Annotated in this window: 15 protein-coding genes; 11 read left to right on the top strand and 4 right to left on the bottom strand. The window is 50.2% G+C overall.

Annotation, left to right across the window (positions count from 1 at the left end):
* Nucleotides 1-314 precede the first annotated feature (314 nt).
* Nucleotides 315-1175 carry a DUF7281 domain-containing protein gene (locus LX69_RS06310; protein WP_111444989.1) on the bottom strand — a complete coding sequence of 287 codons (861 nt, stop codon included), beginning with the start codon at nt 1173-1175 and terminating at the stop codon, nt 315-317.
* Between the two features lie 159 nt (nt 1176-1334).
* Here LX69_RS06310 and LX69_RS06315 point away from each other — a divergent pair, with 159 nt between their 5' ends.
* The gene (locus LX69_RS06315; RefSeq protein ID WP_146260658.1) at nt 1335-1673 is read left to right on the top strand and encodes a hypothetical protein; all 339 of its coding nucleotides are present in this window, start codon (nt 1335-1337) and stop codon (nt 1671-1673) included.
* 390 nt (nt 1674-2063) lie between these two features.
* Here LX69_RS06315 and LX69_RS06320 read toward each other — a convergent pair whose 3' ends face one another.
* The 3 genes from LX69_RS06320 to LX69_RS06330 all read right to left on the bottom strand — a co-directional run bounded on the left by LX69_RS06320 (nt 2064) and on the right by LX69_RS06330 (nt 7596).
* Nucleotides 2064-5717: an ATP-binding protein gene (locus LX69_RS06320; protein ID WP_111444991.1), complete on the bottom strand. Its 3654-nt coding sequence runs from the start codon at nt 5715-5717 to the stop codon at nt 2064-2066.
* Nucleotides 5701-6267 carry a condensin complex protein MksE gene (locus LX69_RS06325; RefSeq protein ID WP_111444992.1) on the bottom strand — a complete coding sequence of 189 codons (567 nt, stop codon included), beginning with the start codon at nt 6265-6267 and terminating at the stop codon, nt 5701-5703. The genes LX69_RS06320 and LX69_RS06325 overlap by 17 nt, the downstream gene beginning before the upstream one ends.
* Nucleotides 6268-6402: 135 nt before the next feature.
* Nucleotides 6403-7596, bottom strand: coding sequence for a hypothetical protein (locus tag LX69_RS06330; RefSeq protein WP_111444993.1), 1194 nt, complete (start codon nt 7594-7596; stop codon nt 6403-6405).
* A gap of 334 nt (nt 7597-7930) precedes the next feature.
* On the opposite strand from LX69_RS06330, the gene LX69_RS06335 reads away from it, so the two are divergent.
* The 10 genes from LX69_RS06335 to LX69_RS17950 all read left to right on the top strand — a co-directional run bounded on the left by LX69_RS06335 (nt 7931) and on the right by LX69_RS17950 (nt 17382).
* Nucleotides 7931-8572, top strand: coding sequence for a TetR/AcrR family transcriptional regulator (locus LX69_RS06335; protein ID WP_111444994.1), 642 nt, complete (start codon nt 7931-7933; stop codon nt 8570-8572).
* A gap of 54 nt (nt 8573-8626) precedes the next feature.
* Nucleotides 8627-9886 (top strand): TolC family protein, encoded by a 1260-nt coding sequence (locus LX69_RS06340; protein ID WP_170124267.1) that lies wholly within the window; start codon nt 8627-8629, stop codon nt 9884-9886.
* A gap of 151 nt (nt 9887-10037) precedes the next feature.
* Nucleotides 10038-10925 (top strand): HlyD family secretion protein, encoded by an 888-nt coding sequence (locus LX69_RS06345; RefSeq protein WP_111444996.1) that lies wholly within the window; start codon nt 10038-10040, stop codon nt 10923-10925.
* Between the two features lie 120 nt (nt 10926-11045).
* Nucleotides 11046-11948 carry an ABC transporter ATP-binding protein gene (locus LX69_RS06350; RefSeq protein WP_111444997.1) on the top strand — a complete coding sequence of 301 codons (903 nt, stop codon included), beginning with the start codon at nt 11046-11048 and terminating at the stop codon, nt 11946-11948.
* Nucleotides 11949-12009: 61 nt separating this feature from the next.
* Complete coding sequence (locus LX69_RS06355; RefSeq protein ID WP_111444998.1) at nt 12010-12738, top strand: ABC transporter ATP-binding protein; 729 nt, start codon at nt 12010-12012, stop codon at nt 12736-12738.
* A gap of 118 nt (nt 12739-12856) precedes the next feature.
* Nucleotides 12857-13963, top strand: a complete 1107-nt coding sequence (locus LX69_RS06360) for an ABC transporter permease (protein WP_111444999.1) — start codon at nt 12857-12859, stop codon at nt 13961-13963.
* A gap of 27 nt (nt 13964-13990) precedes the next feature.
* On the top strand, nt 13991-15103 hold the full coding sequence (locus LX69_RS06365) for an ABC transporter permease (protein WP_111445000.1): 1113 nt from the start codon (nt 13991-13993) through the stop codon (nt 15101-15103).
* A gap of 776 nt (nt 15104-15879) precedes the next feature.
* Nucleotides 15880-16230, top strand: coding sequence for an NADH-quinone oxidoreductase subunit A (locus LX69_RS06370; protein WP_111445001.1), 351 nt, complete (start codon nt 15880-15882; stop codon nt 16228-16230).
* Nucleotides 16221-16781: an NADH-quinone oxidoreductase subunit B gene (locus LX69_RS06375; protein ID WP_111445002.1), complete on the top strand. Its 561-nt coding sequence runs from the start codon at nt 16221-16223 to the stop codon at nt 16779-16781. The genes LX69_RS06370 and LX69_RS06375 overlap by 10 nt, the downstream gene beginning before the upstream one ends.
* A gap of 142 nt (nt 16782-16923) precedes the next feature.
* Entirely contained in the window at nt 16924-17382 is a 459-nt protein-coding gene (locus LX69_RS17950) for an NADH-quinone oxidoreductase subunit C (RefSeq protein ID WP_111445003.1), read from the top strand.

A 17382-nucleotide genomic window follows, 5' to 3' on the forward strand; every position in this document is an offset into this window, starting at 1 on the left:
TTTGATATGACCAGGGGGGTATTATAAATTTCCCCGTAGGGGAAAAAGATCGGTAGTAAATAACATTGATTAGCTCTTTTGCCCCGGATGGGGCAAGACAAAACGATATTCTCCTTCCTTTATGACGAGCTTTCGATGAGATGAAAACAGATGTTTAAATGGGTTCTCTTCGTCTCTTTAGTCTAATCATCTTCTTGTCTCTTTTGTGAATCGCACTAACTTAACGACATTGCATCATTCATAAAAAATCTCTGTGTCTCCGTGCCTCTGTGTTTTTTTTTTCTCTGTGTGCCCTTACCCAATTCATGTGTGTTTTACAAGGTGGTTGCAATCAGCACCTCCTGATCGACGCCTTTTTTTGTGTGTTGAATGAGTTGGATGAGTTGCTGCACCTCGGGCTGAGGGTTTTGTGTGGTGGCGGCATGCAGGGTTTGTTGGGTGTAGCGCTCTTTGTTCCCGTATTTTTCGAACAGCAGTTCAACGTTGTCGGGCACGAAGAAGTGTGCCCGTTCGGCCAGGTGTTGGTAATATTCTGTGTGGTAAATGTTGAGGCCGGCAGCATCCAAATCGCCAAAATGGAGGTAGGGATTGGGGAGGGTTTGCAGCCATTGGCGCAAATCGTTGCTTTGCGGGTATCGGCTCACAAACAAGGGGCGGAGTTGGTCAAACAGATGCGCCTGTGCGGCCACGTGAAAGAAATTCTCGGCATTTTCAACGCCCACCACGGTCACGTCGTGAGGAATTTCAAAGGAATGAAAATCGGAGATGAAGGTGCAAGCACCCTTGATGGGCATGAGCGTGAAGGGTTGGGCATGGAGTTGGCACGTGAGCGGAAGCAGCACATTGACTGGGAATCCCCTGAACGATCGGTGGTTTCCCGATTTTGAGTCGCCGGTCGCTTGCGCCATTTGTGCCCGGGAATTGGCTCCGTGGCTGAGAACGGCACTGAGTTCTTCAAGGTTGTTGGCCAGTCCTTGTCCTTTTAAGTAGGTGTTGAGTGCCTCGGGACGGGGCAGTCGAAGGCTTTTGCGCATGCCCGAGGTGACCACCTCCAGCACCTCGTCGGCCAGGAGTTTGCTGCGCAAATGCCCGGGCAGGTCGCTGTACGGAAGCGAGTGACCCTGCTTGAGGTGCAGCAGCTTTTGAACCTGAATGGCGGTGAGGTGGCGTGGCATGGTATCAGATGGTTTTGACAGAACTGATTTCAGGCAAAGATGGTAAGAGAAACTGAATTTTTAAAGGCAGTGCCGTGATTCATTCATCGACAGGAAACAATGGCGTGTCCATTCTGAGGGCAGGGGGGGGTACCCTAAATGTAGACGCATCCGCATATTTTGCGCATCGATGCGCAAAATATGCGGACCGATGCGCAAAAAATGCGCATTGATGCGCAAAAAATGCGCAACGATGCACAAAAAATGCGCATCGTTGCGCATTTTTGGTACCCCCCCCTGCCCAAAATGCGCATCGTCGCGCAAATTATGCGCGTCATCGTTCAAAATGGGTACCCCCCCCTTGGTTTTTGGTCAGTCATGCCGGGGGTGGGAATTTATTTCAATGTCATTGATACAAGAGAAGAAGACGAGGAGACCGATGATCAGATGAAAAAAGAGGCTCTATATCGAATCCTGTGGGTAAACAAAATATGGAAGCACGAAATTAACACAAGGTAACTAAGCCGCCTTCGGAAAATGGCGTTAAAAAAATCATAGGCCTGAGCGTTAAAAAATATGCGCTGTTTGAGCTTGCGAGTTCGCAGATTTTAGCGAGGGCCTATGATTTTTAGCCATTTTACGTCAGCGGCGGCCTTTTTTGCTTACTTTTTGGGGCTGTAGCCAAAAAGTAAGAGCCCGCCCGGCTAGAGGGCACGAAATATAGGTTTGAGTGAATACATACTTATAATTACCCATATGAATCAGAATAGAGCCAAAAAAGATATTCATATCTGTTCTCATCCTCTCATTCGTCTCATCTATCTGTCTGAAGTCTAATTATCGTCTTGTCTTTTGTCCAATGGGATTGTTAAACGGCATTGAATGCGCGTTTCAATATTCCCGGGTTTGTTAAGCGTCTTTGGTGTATTGGGTAATCAAACGTTTTACAATGGTGACGCTGTTGGGATCTTTTTCCAGTTTGTAGATGTGGCGATAGGCCAGGGCATCGTTTTCGGTGGGTGATCCGTTGATGAGCAGGATGTTGCGGTCGTTGGCAAATTTGAGGATGCCGCGCACGTTGGCCGGGTGCAGCTTGCCGATTTCGTCCATCATGCAATGCAGGCGAAACTCCTTGAAGCGTTTGGAGGCGCCTTCTTTAAACACGTTGAGAAGCATGATGTTGATCATGGCCTTCACCAGCACATCGGTTCCGTCGGAGCCCACATTCGAGAGTTTTTCGACCCAGCCGGTGTCGTTGTTGTTCTCCACTATGCGGAACTGAAGTTCAAAGGTGTGCGACAGCGAGATGTAATCGTTGCGGAAGTCGTGAATGGCCTTTACCATCTGCCGCAGCAGTTCCACGGCCTTTTGGTTCTTCACCTGCTGGTCGTGACGCGAAAAGAGGTTGGTTTCGCCCAGTCCCATGCCGTGCTCGTCGTTAAATTTTTTCACGTCGAGCAGCAGACGCACCACAGAGTTGGCGCTTTGTTCCATGCGCAGCTCAATGTTTTTGATCACCCCGGCAAAGTTACGTTCCTTAAAGTCGCGGTTGATGTCGTTGATCACGCGCTGTATCTCGCCCTCCTTCGACACCAGAATGGCCGTGTCGTGGCCAATGAGCTTGATGATGTCGGCAAAGCGCTCGTTAAAGCGTTTTTCAAATTCGGCAATCTTGTTGAAGGCCACAAAGTCGGTGAGTTCGTCGGCAAACTGCAGGTACTCGGTGCGCTCCACCAGGTTGGTTTTGAAGTTGAAGATGTTGTGCGACGAGAAAATGCCCAGAAAGGTATTCACCGCCTCGCGCAGTTCATCTACACGGTTGATGCTTTTGTAGTAGGCATCGGTGAGCTCGCCCACCAGTTGTTTGGTGCGTTTGGGGGTTTCATCACCCGCGTTGCCCTCGTCGAGCCGTTCGGCCACGCGTTGAAAGGCATCGGTTTTGCAAAAGTTGTGAAACTCCTTCAGGTCGTCGGCAATCCAGTCGAGTTCTCGTTGAATGGCTGCCAGCGTTTGGCGCAGCTCATCGATCTCGGTGAGTCGTTCCTGTTTTTTTTGCAAATGCTTATGCTCCTCTTGTTGCAACTGGCGCTCCAGCAGGTTTTTGTTGGCCTTGAATTCGTCCACGCGATCCAGCAGCTCGCGCTTGTCCTTGTTGTAGTCGGCCAGGGTGTCACGTTTTTGGTCGATGAAAATCAGCTCGGCATCAATGAGGGTCAGACGCTTGTCAATGGCGGCAATGCGCTCGGTGTCGGCGCCTTCGTTGGTGAGTTGTTTGCGCTTTTGTTGCTCTAATTCGGCCAGACGGCTTTGGTGGGTCAGGCGCAGATTTTTGAGGGTCACTTCAATTTCGGCCTGTTTGGCCATCAGGGTGGCCTGGCCTTCTTCTATCTTTTTGTCGCGTTCGTTTTCTTTGTTTTTGATTTGACGTTTGATCGATTCGCCGGCTTTGCGCAGGTTGTCGTTGGCCACCAGCAGTTCGTTGTTGGCTTTGTTGATGGCCTCATCCACCCCCTTCATTTGCTCCTGTTTTTCGCCGGCGGCACGTTGGGTCAAATCGTTGAGGCGCAGCGTCACGGTGTCGCTTTTTGTGGCGCATTGTTGCGACTTGTACTCCTGTTCGCGGATGTTTTCCTTGATGTCCTTGATTTTTTGCTGGTAGCGTTTTTTAATTTTTTCCGATTCATCGTTAAACAGGTCAAAGAGTTTGGCAATATCGGCCTGATATTGTTCTTCTTCCTTTTGCAGGGTGGCCATTTCGGCCTGATAATCGGCCACCGTCTTCACGTTCTTGGCGATGTCGTTCAGGTCAATGTCCACGCCGTAAAACGAGTCGAAGGCCTTTTCGGAGAGGGCGGGCGAGAGGTTTTTGCTAAAGAGGATCTCCTCGTCGCACACGCGCCCGATGGTCTCTTCCCAGCCGGGTTTTTGCTCGTTGAGCCATCCGTAAAACGACTCTTTGCTGTTGTCGATTTTTTGTTGGATGCCCTTGATGTGTTGGCGGCAGCGCACAATTTTCTCCTCCAGGCGTTCGCGGTCGCGGCCGTAGATGGCTTTGCGGCCATTTTCTTCGGTCTCCCACTGTTTCTGGATGGTTTGCACCTGTTGGCGCAGGTGCTCGGTTTGGTTGTCGGCGCGGTTTTTATCGTTGCGCAGGCGGGCGAGTTCTTCTTTGAGCTCGTCAATTTCCTTTTCGTAAAGGCGCTGGTGGCGGATGCCTTCTTTGCGAATGCGCAGTTCGCTCAGGGCGTTTTTGCACTCGTCGGCCACCTGACGTGCCTGTTTCATCTCTTCGTCGAGCAGCTTGTTGAAGTCGTCGATGAGTTTTTTGTAATCGGTCACCAGCTTCTCCTTCATCGACAAAAAGTCGTCTTTGAGTGCCAGTTTGGTGTTTTGGGCATCGTTTTCCTGCTCCTTCATGCGGTTTTGGGCGTCGCGTTCCAGGGCTTCAAAGCGGGCGGCGATTTCCTTAAAGCGGGCCGTGAGCAGCTCGCGCTCGTTGAGCAGGGCGGTGCGTTCCTTGTCGAGTGCCGGCTTTTGGGCGATGCGGGCAATGATGTCGCCAATGTTGAGCTTGGCGTAATAGTCCTGACGCTCGTGGGCGCGTCGGATGTCGCTCTCCACAATGCCGATATCTTTTTGCCACTTTTCTTTTTTCTCCTGAAAACGGGCTTCCATGTCGGTCACCTGGGTTTCGCGGGCGGTGAGCTGCCCCTGGTGTAGTTCGAGCGACTTCTCGAGTTCGGGCTGGTGGTTGGCGGCTTTGCGGTGTGCCCACACCAGATGGTTGCCCAGCTGGTCAATCTCGTTGTTGAGGTATTTGATGGCCGAGTGCAGTTCGGCAATGCGCTCGGATGCCGCGCGTGTTCGCGGGTCATTGAATCGCTTGATGTCGGCCAGCTGCGGTTCAAAGTCGCGCAGGTGATGCAGGTAGTTGGTGAGGTCGATGCGGATGTCTTCCTCGTTGAGCGACATGATGATGGTTTGTTTGATGAACTCGGCTTCGAGTTTCGAGTTCAGCAGCACGTTTTGAATGGTTCGGGGGATGTTTTGGTATTGCCGGCTTTCGATGATGGCGAACTGTTTCATCTCCTTTTTGCCCTGGGTGTTGCCGTAAATGATGTCGCGATACTCTTCAAAGCGGTCAATCTTGCGGGTGAAGGCCACGTTGTCGGCATCCATGGCCACGCGGCATTTTTCCCATTTGTCGTGCGCCAGGCCATCGGCGTTGATGTAGTGATGGCGCTGGTAGGGGCCTTCGATAAATCGGAAGCACACCTTGCCCTGGCTCTTGAAGGTCATCACGCAAAAGGGGCCGGTTTCGCGCACCACTTCGTACACCACGTACGAGTTGGCGTAGGGAAAGTAATACTCGGCATAGCTTTTTTTCTCCTTCGACAAGCCCAGGCGGAGGGCGTCGGCATTGTAAAAGAAGAGCACCGAGCGCAACAGGGTGCTTTTGCCCACGCCCTGGGTGCCGATGAAGTGGATGTTTCCGTCGAGCTGCACCTCGGCGTACTTGACCGAGGCGCTGTTAATCATCACAATTTTATTCAGATATCTCATGGATGGCGTCTTCTTGGATGTGGATAGCAAGGATGAATTGTTCGAGGTACTTGAATGAGGTCAGCACCTTGTAGGTCATCGAGATTTCGTTTTCGAGCTCGATGTAGTTGTCGCGGCTCAACAGGTCGAGGAGCTTTCGCACGCTGTCGTCGAAACGTTCCTGTTGGGTGTATCGTTTGAGGCCTTCGAGCTTGGCCTTGAGTTCGGCATCGACGTTGAGCCGCACCAGAATGTCGCTGGGCGTGAATCGGTAGCCGGGACCAAAGGAGTGATCCACGGTTTTGAAAAAGTCCACAATGTCGATCCATCGGAAGGCCGCTTCGAGCTTGCGTTCCAAATCGACCCGGGCCTCACCGCGTGTGAAGTAAAAAAACTCGTCGCCCTTTTCGAGCGAAAAGTTGATGGCCGCAAAGTAGTCGTGCAGCGCCTCAAAGTTCTCGTCAATGACGTCGTACAGCTTGGCTGTGGCCTCGTTGGGACTGTTGGAACAGATGAACTGCCCCTTGCTGAGGAGTTCGAATATGTCGGAGGTTTGTTTGGGGATGTTCATGGTCAATGATGATTATATTTTAGAGAAGAAGATTTTTAGATATCAGACAGATAGATGAGACTTAGGAGATTTTTAAATGTCTAAGCATCTCTTCAGTCTCATCTGTCTGTCTAAATGTCTCTTCGTCTTCCTCTCTTATCCAGGATACACTACCGCAAATTCAATCTCCTGATGTTGCATGAATTTGTCGGTGACATTAAAATCGTTTTCGTAGAGCGAGAGCATTTGGCAAAAAATGGTGACGCGCTCGGCAAAGGGCACTTCCTTGGGGAACTGGTACCGCATTACAAAGTCGAACAGGTGATGGCCCGATGCTTCAAAGCCGTTTTTCACTTCTTCGAGGTTGATGTGTATCTCCTCCAGTGTGTGACCCATGATGTATTCGGTGGCGATGGATCCGGCCGATGGCAGCCGCGGTCGCAGTCCCACTTTGAGTTTTCGGTTCACCTTGGCAATGACCTCAAAGGCTGTGTCGGATTGCAGGTAGTCGAGCGAGAGTTTGAGCGGGTAGGTGGGGTTGGTTTCAAACACCACGTCGTTGCTGCGGCGCAGGTAGTCCATCAGGTTGGTTTTGCTGCGTATCTCAAACTGATCTTTGAGGTACTTCAACTGTCGGATTTTCTCCATCAGGCGGCTTTGGTGCCTGATTTGGTTGAGGTACTCGAGAATTTGTTTCTGAATTTCGATGAGGTTGTTGCGCGCCTCGCTCAGCAGCAGGCGGAGGTGGTTGACAATCTGCGCCAGCTCCACGTCCATGGCCGCGCGAAAAAACGTCTCTTCTTCTTCGGTCACCAGCAATTCGGTTTGGTCAATGAGGCGGTTGATGTCCACGCGTTTGTTGTCGTAGTTCTCCAGCTTGGCGATTTTGACCTTGTAGTTGGGTTCGGTTTTAAAGGTGTTGTCGATGTTGCGTTTGAGGTCGATGATGTTGCGGATGGTGATGCGGCCAATCTTCACCAGCGAGCCTTTCACGGCTTTGAGGTACGAGAAACGGCGCATCTCGCTCGATTCCTGCAGGTAATAAAGGATGTTTTGCTTGACGTGGCCAATGTTTTCGTGAATGTATGAGGTGTTGATTTCTTCGTTCACCTCAAGCACCTGTTCGAAAAACCGCAGAAACTGCTCATCGAGTTCCACAAAGGCCCCATTGGGTCGAATCACCGATCGTTCCATCAGGTATTGCAAGCGCTCCTCTTTTTGATCCACCAGTTCGAGGGCAAACTCCTGCCGATACGAGAGCGTTTTGCGCTTCTCGAACATCTCGGCCAGCAGCTTGTGCTCGCGGCTCAGGGTGTTGAGGAGTTCTTTTATGGAGCTGAATGTGCTCATGGTTTGTGGTTTGAGGGTTTATTGCTCGCATTTTTTTGCGGGCGGTAAAGATAAAAATCATTCATCATGGCGGTGAACGTCGGGATGGGCTTTTAAAGTGATGCTGGTTAATTGTTTTAAAATGAGGGTGTAAAAATATCAACAGGGTGTTGATAACCTCAGTGCTCTTCCCATTTGTGATTCTCCTTTGTCATTTATGATTAAAGAAATCTCAAAAAATAAGATTAACCACTTGGTTAAAACAAATGCATGTTGTAATTTTGACCAGTTGGTTAAATCAAGTGGTTAGTTTTGGTGTGCCTTCAATGTCAGTGTAATAATAAAACAAGAAGATATGACCGATCAGGCAAAAGAGAAAGAGACGCGTGAAAGCATCCTTCGGGCCGCCCGGGAGGTGTTTGTTGAGAAAGGGCTCAATGGCGCCCGCATGCAGGAGATTGCCAATCGTGCCGGCATCAACAAGGCGCTGTTGCATTATTATTTTAATAACAAGGAGACCTTGTTTGATTTTGTGTTCAAAGAAGCGTTTTCGCAATTCTGGCCGCGCATCAATGAGGAGCTGTTGCGCGATGTTCCGTTTCGCAGTGTCGTGAAGGCGGTGGTGCATGGTTATATGACCATGCTGCGGGAACGGCCCTATTTGCCCAATTTCATTCTGAACGAACTGCATACCAATCCCGACCGACTGGAGCGATTGATGAAGGAAGCCGGGTTTCATCCCGAGGTGCTCATTGCCAAAATTCAACAGGAGATTGAGCACGGGACTTGCCGAGCCTTTGATCCCCGAGAAATCATCATCAATGTGATCTCGTTGTCAATGTTCCCCTTTGCTGCCCGTCCGTTGATGCAGCGGGTGTGGTTTGGTAACGATCCGGAACAATACGAGCAGTTTATCAACCGCAGGGCTGAGACGTTGGTGCAGTTTCTCGACAGTGCCCTGTTTTTTAACGCCCAGCAAAACCCTGAAGGTTTGTAAAACCTTCAGGGTTTGACAACGGGTTTGACAATGTACCGACTTAATATTTTTGCAATGAAAAACTTCTTACGTGTGTTGCTGCTCATGATGCCCGTGAGTCTGATGGCACAGAGCGGCGATTTGTCGCTGACCGATTGCATCAGCCGGGCAAAAGCCAATTATCCGCTGGCCAAATCGCGCATGAGCATTGATGAAAGCGCCCGGCTGAGGTTGCTCAACCTTCAGTCGCAGTATTATCCACAGTTTGATGTCACCGGCCAGATGACCTGGCAAAACGATGTGCCCCATGTGGCTGCGTCGGGGTTGCCATTTCAGATGCCCACGGCTCCCAACGATCAATACAAGGCATACTTGGATGTGAAACAGGTGATTTACGATGGAGGCGCCACTTCGGCTGCCAAAAAGGTGGAGCAATCTCGTCGCGACACTGAGTTGAAAGGCATTGAGGTGGAGCTTCGCCAGGTGGAAGCGGGGGTGATTCAGGCCTGGTTTGTGGTGCTCTCCATCGACAAGCAGCTGGAGCAAATGCATCTGACCATGGCCACTCTTGAGGCTCGCTTGCAGGAGTTGGACGTGAAAATCAAAAACGGATGGGTGTTGTCATCGCAGGGCGACCAGTTTAGGGTGGAGCTGTTGCAGTTGCAGCAACGCCAAGCCACGCTGGTGCAGGCACGCTTGTCGGCCATTGCCATCCTGAACGAATACTCGGGAATGGCCATGGGCGATTCGGTGCGGTTGCAGTTGCCGTTTCAGGTGGCCGACAGTGTGGGCTTGCGCCCGGAACTGGCACAAATGTCTGCACAACTCACTCAGCTCGAGGCGTCGCAAAAAATGGCCGCCGTGGTGCGAATGCCCCGTGTGTCGGCCTTTGCACAATTGGGGTATGGCAATCCGGGCTTCAACATGTTGATGGATAGTTTTGAGCCTTTTTATATGGTGGGGCTGCGTCTCAACTGGACGTTGTGGGACTGGCAGCGCAGCCGTCATGACCGGCTGGTGATTGGTCAGCAACAGCAAATGGTGCAGCAGCGTCAGGAAGCGTTTGTGAAGCAGCAACACATTCAGCAGTTCGATATGGTTGCCCGCATCGAGGGGTTGAGAAAAACGCTACTGTTGGATGAACAAATCATCGCCCTTCGTCAAAACATCACCCAAACGGCTCTGTCGCAATTCAACAATGGCACTATTACGGCATCGGACTACATCTCGCGCCTCAACGAGGAGGCCATGGCTCGCCTGTCGGCTCAGCTGCATCAGGTGGAGTTGAGAAAGTTGCAGGTAGAGCTGGCTTTTGTGAATGGGCTGAAACTTTAATGTTTTTCTTTAAAACGCAAAGGCGCGGAGAGAGGAACGCCAAGTGCGCAAAGTCTGTTTCTTGGCGACCTTTGCGAAAACTTGGCGTCTTAGCGGTTAAAATGGGAAACGCTGAATTTTAAATAATAGTCAAATCAAACACATACATTATATGAAACGATTTAAGTATTCATACATCTGGATGATGCTTCTGTTGTCATCTTGCGGCAACGGCAACCATCGTTCCGATGCTTACGGTAATTTCGAGAGCACCGAAATCATCATCAGTGCCGAAGCTGCCGGAAAAGTGATGGCCGTCTTTGTGGAGGAGGGCGACCCAGTGATGGCGGGCGATGTCATTTGCCTGATAGATACAGTGCCTTTGCATCTTCAAAAGCAACAACTGATTGCCGGCAAAACGGCGGTGATGACCGGGATGCGCAAGATTTCGACAGCCATTGACGTGCAAAAAGCCCAAAAGCAGATGCTCGAAAATGACCTGGTGCGGTTAGAAAAGATGAAGGCCGGCAATGCCGCCACCGCCAAGCAATACGACGATGCCACGGGGCAGATGGATGTCATTGATCGTCAGATTGACAATACCCGTGCCCAGCTCGATGGCATCCATGCCGAGCTGACGCTGGCCGATGCCAAAATAGCCTCTCTCAACGACCAGTTGACCCGATGCACCGTGAAGGCTCCGCAGGTTGGCACCATCCTGAGCAAACTCACCGAGGTGGGCGAGCTGCTCACCCCGGGACGCCCCATTGTGAAGCTGGCGAACCTCAACCCCATGATTTTGCGAGCCTACATCAGTGGCGACATGCTGCCACAGGTGAAAATCGGCCATGAGGTGAACGTGCTCATCGATCGCGATGGCAACGCCAACGACACCCTGCCGGGCACCATCACGTGGGTGTCGTCGACGGCCGAGTTCACACCCAAAATCATCCAAACCAAACAGGAGCGCGTCAATCAGGTGTATGCCTTTAAGGTGACGGTGCCCAACGATGGCCGCATCAAAATAGGGATGCCGGGCGAAGTGGTCTTAATTAAATAGTGGAGGGTTTCGGGTTTCTGGTTACGGGGTACGAGTTGCGGGTTTTCGAACCAGAAACTCGAAACTCGTAACTCTAAACCAGTAACTAGCAACCCGCAACAAATCAAAAACATCAGAATCATGATCACCATTCATCAACTCACCAAGCAGTTTGGGCCGGTGACGGCCGTTGACCGGGTGTCGCTGACGGTCAACGGGGGGGAGCTCTTTGGTTTTATCGGCCCCGACGGCGCCGGCAAAACCACCCTCCTGCGTATGGTGAATTCGCTCATGCTGCCCACTTCGGGCGAGGTGTCGTTGTGGGGGCTCAATCCGGTGACCGATTACAAACAGGTGCGTACCATGATTGGTTACATGCCCGGCAAATTCTCGCTTTATCTCGATTTGACGGTCGAAGAGAACCTGCAGTTTTTTGCCTCGGTGTTTGGAACCACCGTTGCCGAAAACTATCATCTGATTGCCGACATCTATTCGCACATCGAGCTCTTTAAACATCGCAAAGCGGGACAGCTGTCGGGGGGCATGAAGCAAAAGCTGGCGCTGTCGTGTGCCCTCATTCACAAGCCACGGTTGCTCATTCTCGATGAGCCCACCACGGGTGTGGATGCCGTGTCGAGGGGCGAATTTTGGGAGATGCTTCGCAAACTTAAACACAGCGGCATCACCATTCTGGTGTCGACGCCCTACATGGACGAAGCCGCCCTTTGCGACCGGGTGGCACTGATGCAAAACGGCAACGTGCTGCAGGTGGATACCCCGATAGGCATCACCCAGGGGTTTACCCGGCCGTTGTTTGCCATTCGCACCCAACACCGGCACGAGGCTTTGCAATCGTTGCGTGGATGGGAATATGTACACAAGGTATATCCCTATGGCGAAACATTGCATTACATCGATCATCGTCAAGGGGTGACGGTCGATGACATTGAAGCATATTTGTCGGTTTGTGGCATTGCCCATCAGGGGGTACAGCGGGTTGCACCGGGCATCGAAGACCGATTTATGGAATTGATGGATGGGTAGAGACAGGGCATGCCCTGTCTCTACCCACGCGATACAATCATTCAACCAAAATCATCAACCTATGACACATACCGAAACCGTTATCACCGTTTCACATCTGTACAAAAAGTTTGGGAAGTTCACGGCCAACGACGACCTGAACTTTGAGGTGTACCGGGGTGAGATATTTGGTTTTTTGGGCGCCAATGGCGCCGGCAAAACCACTGCCATGCGCATTTTGTGCGGCCTATCGTCGCCCACCTCGGGCACGGCCATGGTGGCCGGTTACAATGTGGCCGAACAACCCGAGCTGGTGAAGCGCAACATCGGTTACATGAGCCAGAAGTTTTCGCTTTACGAGGATCTCACCATTTGGGAAAACATGCGCCTGTATGCCGGCATTTACGGTGTTACGGGCAAGGCTTTTCGCGACAGGGCTGAAAATTTGCTGTCGGAGCTGCACTTCCTCAATCATCGGCACGAACTCATTGCCGGCTTGTCGTTGGGCTGGAAACAGAAACTGGCCTTCACGGTGGCGTTGATTCACCGTCCGGCCATTGTGTTTCTTGATGAACCCACCGGCGGTGTCGATCCGGTGACACGCCGTCAGTTTTGGGAGATGATATATGAGGCGGCGCATCAGGGCACCACCATCTTTGTCACCACTCACTACATGGACGAAGCCGAATATTGCGACCGCATCACCATCATGGCCGACGGTAAAATTAAAGCCCTCGACACCCCTGGCAATCTTAAAGCATCGATGGGGGTGGAGACCATGAATGAGGTGTTTGTGGGGCTGACGAGGTGAGATGTGAGATATAAGTAGCAAGATATGAGACGTAAGTATCAAGACACAAGACCCAGTTTTAATGATGCTTTCATCTTGATACCTGATACTTTCTCTTGATACACTAAATAAATAACCCATGAAACAACTACAAGCCTTTATTCGAAAGGAGTTCAAACATATTTTTCGCGATGGCCTCACGGTGTTGATATTGTTTGTGATGCCCATTGCGCAACTGTTGATATTTGGTTACGTGGTGAGCACCGAAATGCGCGATGCTCACATCGGCATTCTCGACCATGCACGCGACGAGGCCACGCGCGAAATCACCCGCAGGATGGCTGCATCGGGGTATTTTAAAATTGATGCCATGCTCTCGTCTGAGGCCCAAATTGAACCGGCCTTTCGGCAGGGACGCCTAAAAATGGTGGTGGTGTTTGAGCCCGGTTTTTCGCAGCGACTGCAAAAGGACGGCACGGCATCGGTGCAACTGTTGGCCGATGCCTCGGATGCCAACACGGCTCAACTGCTCACCGGTTATAGCAATGGCATCATCCAAAAATTTGCCATGGAGCAAAATGTTGCTTCGGGAGCGATGCCGTCTATCCACACGCAGGTGCGCATGTTTTACAACGAAGCGCTAAAAGGGGTGTTCATGTCGGTGCCGGGCCTCATGGCCATGATTTTGATGATTGTGTCGGCCATGATGACCTCCATTTCCATCACCCGCGAAAAGGAATTCGGATCGATGGAGGTGTTGCTCATTTCGCCCCTCAAACCCTGGCAAATCATTGTGGGGAAAGTGATTCCTTATTTGTTGCTGGCGTTTGTCAACATTCTTACCATATTGTCAATGAGTTATTGGGTGTTTCAGATGCCGGTGAACGGGAGTCTGGCTTTGCTGCTGGGGGTGAGCACCCTGTTTACTTTGGTGGCGTTGAGTTTGGGCATTTTTATCTCCACGGTAGCCTCTAACCAGATGGTGGCCATGTTTATCTCGATGTTTGCCCTCATGTTGCCCACCATCTTGCTGTCGGGCTTTATTTATCCCATCGAGAATATGCCATGGGCGTTGCAAGTGCTGAGCAACATCATGCCGCCCAAGTGGTTCATCATTGCCATCAAACGCATCATGTTGCAGGGCGGTGGCATGGAGTATATTTGGAAAGAGGTGCTCATTTTGAGCGGTTTTGTAGTGCTCTTCATCACCCTGTCGGTGAAACGTTTCAATGTGCGAATCGGTTGATGGTCATCATTCAAAAAAAACAGACACATGCGTACCCTGTTGTTTCTCATTCAAAAAGAGTTTTTGCAAATATTCCGTAATAAAGTGTTGTTGCGGTTGATGTTGGTGTTGCCCGTGGTTCAGTTGATTGTGTTGGTCAATGCGGCCACGCTCGATATGAAGGACAACTGTGTGATCATTGTCGATCAGGACGGCACGTCGATGTCGCAGGGGCTGATTTCGAAGTTCAATGCGTCGCCGTTCTTTCGGGTGCTCGACATTACGCCCGAACTGGAACCGGCCATGAAACGCTTTCGAGGCGAACGCATCGATGCCATTTTGGTGATCCCCCATCGGATGGAGAAGGATTATCATCGCAGCGGCTCATCGTCGGTGCAGTTGCTGACCAATGCCATCAACAGCACACGGGCGCAGCTCACTTACAGTTACACACAAGCACTGGTGAACGATTACAACGGGCAGATTGGCATTGCACAGTCGTCGGTAACCGGCTCGCCGGTGCGGGTGAACGCATCGTGGCGCTATTGGTTCAATCCCGAACTCAATTATAAGTATTACATGTTGCCAGGCATCCTGGTGATTTTGGTGACCATCATCGGCATGTTCATGGCAGCCATCAATCTGGTGAGGGAAAAGGAGATGGGCACCCTCGAGCAAATCAACGTCACGCCCGTGCGCCGTTCTCAGTTTATCACGGCCAAACTGGTGCCTTTTTGGATGATCGGGATGTTTGAATTGGCTTTGGGGCTCATTATTGGCAAGTTGCTTTATCACATTCCCTTCGAAGGCAGTCTGGTGGTTCTTTTCTTATTTGCGGGGGTGTATCTGGTGGCCATGCTGGCGCTGGGGTTGCTTATTTCCACTTCGGTTCAGACACAGCAGCAGGTTCTGTTTATGAGCTACTTCTTTTTGCTCATTTTTATCATGATGAGCGGCTTGTTTACCCCTGTTGAAAACATGCCCGACTGGGGGCAGGCGTTCAATCGCATCAACCCGCTTTATTATTTTATCGAGACCATGCGACGGGTGTTGCTCAAAGGCAGTGGTTTTGCTGATATTTTGCCGTTGCTGGCAGGGGTGGGGGCTATCGCGTTGGTGGCTTTGCCGTTGGCCATATATTCTTACAAAAAAACCAATTGAATGATGCGTTTTGCCGATCATACTCGGTCTCAATAAAATCATGCAATGACTATACGGAGGGACATATTTCAAACAACTCCGGCGGGAAATTGGGATGTTACCTTTAAGGATTCATTAAGATATGAAGACGTCAGACGATGAGACAGATGATGAGAGATTTTTAGATCTTTTTTAGTCCCTTCAGTCTTATCTATCTGTCTTTAGTCTAATAATCTTCATGTCTTTTATTCGAATCGCACTCACTCAACGACATTGATTAAGGATTGGTAATCAGTCAAACGTCTGGTTCAAAAAATAATTGAGGTGTTTTGGGGAATAATGTTGGATTGCATTGGGGGCTGCATGAACGTGATATTTCATTTTTGTGTTAAGAATTTTACGAAGCTCTTGGTGTTGGTTAGAATTTTATTTGAGCGTTTTTTGTGTGATTGCGGTGAAATGTTAAAAGATGAAACCTATTTTGCGCATTTTATAATGAATTGAAAGATTGGGTTTTCGGAAAGTGTTATTTTGACATCTTAAATGTGGAATAATTCTAAATTGCAAATGTGCTTCGATGTGTTGGATTTAACAGACAGATAGCGATTTACAGGTAAATTTCACAAACGTACCCGCCTATTAGATATGCTAAAAGCAATATATGTGAAAAACAGGCTACTTATTAATATATAGATGTTTAGATATTAAGGAAAAATGTCTCTAATGACATGATGTGAATGCCTTTGATAACGAGCGGCTTAAAGGCGTAAATTTGCCCCGTTTTAAAATTCTAACGCATGGGAATTGAAGCCGTGGTTTTGTTATTTGTCGTGGGACTGTTTCTGGTGGGCAGTGCCGTGATTTTTGCGCATTTTTTTGCACCAAAATCGGAAAACCATTCCAAATTCGAGGCTTACGAGTGTGGCATCCCTGTCAGGGACGGAGCCTGGATGCAATTTAATGTGGGGTATTATATGTATGCCCTCATTTATTTGGTGTTTGATGTTGAAATAGTGTTCCTCTTTCCATGGGCCGAGGTGATGCACGACATGGGCACATCGGCCTTTGTGGAGGTGGTCATCTTTTTTGCGGTGTTAGGATTGGGATTGGCCTATGCCTGGAAGAAAAACGCATTGAAATGGCAATAAAAATTAAATCGATGAAGGAAGAGGACTTCAACGACAACGATACGTTGGAGCTCTTCAAACAAACCGGGGGGAGCGTGTTGCTCACCACCATCGACGACGTCATCAACTGGGGACGGAGCAATTCGATATGGCCGCTCACTTTTGCCACCAGTTGTTGCGGCATTGAAATGATGGCGACCGGGGCAGCCCGTTATGACATGGCGCGCTTTGGTATTGAGGTGTACCGCCCTTCGCCGCGTCAGGCCGACGTGATAGTGGTGGCCGGCACCATCGTGCACAAAATGGCGCCTGTGCTCAAGCGTCTTTATGACCAAATGGCCGACCCCAAATACGTCATTGCCATGGGCTCGTGTGCCATCTCGGGCGGGCCGTTTTATTGCAACAGTTACTCGGTGGTGCGTGGAGTGGATCATGTGATTCCCGTGGATGTGTATGTGCCCGGTTGTCCGCCTCGGCCCGAAGCCCTGTTGTATGGGGTAATGCAACTGCAACGCAAAATTAAAGCCGAGGGACGTGATAATCGCACGGCTAACCGACGGGATTTTGTGTGAGGGGGGAGTGAGCGAAGAGACAAAGTAACTAAGTGGCAAAGTGCCTAAGTACCTAATTGGGAATGCAGGAGAGTGTAAGAGGATGAAGAGGGAGATAATTATAATCATATAATCACAGAAACTCGATGTCAGAAACAATCATATGAACCATAACGAATTACATCAATTGCTGTTGTCGCACTTTTCGGAGGTGGAAGTGGCCGTGGGCAGTCAGTTTATTGAGATGACGGTGGCTCCGGAAGGGCTGCATGAGGTGGCCAAGCGGCTTTGTGAGCATCATGCGTGCCGCATGGATTTTCTTTTTTGCCAGTCGGGTGTGGATGTCAATGGCCGGTTGGGCGTGGTGTATCATGTGCGTTCCACGACGTTGAAGCACGCTTGCGTGCTGAAGTGTTTTGCTGAACAGCGCGAAGGAGCAGTGCTCGACAGCGTGTATGACATATGGCCGGCGGCGTATGCTTTTGAACGTGAGATATACGATTTGCTGGGGATTACTTTTCATCATCATCCCGACCTTCGACGCATCTTTTTGGAGGACGACTATCGGGGCTTTCCGCTTCGCAAGGATTTTATTGATGAGATAAACATCATTCATAATTAA

This window comes from Breznakibacter xylanolyticus, from assembly GCF_003254275.1.
Taxonomy (GTDB): Bacteria; Bacteroidota; Bacteroidia; order Bacteroidales; family Marinilabiliaceae; genus Breznakibacter; species Breznakibacter xylanolyticus.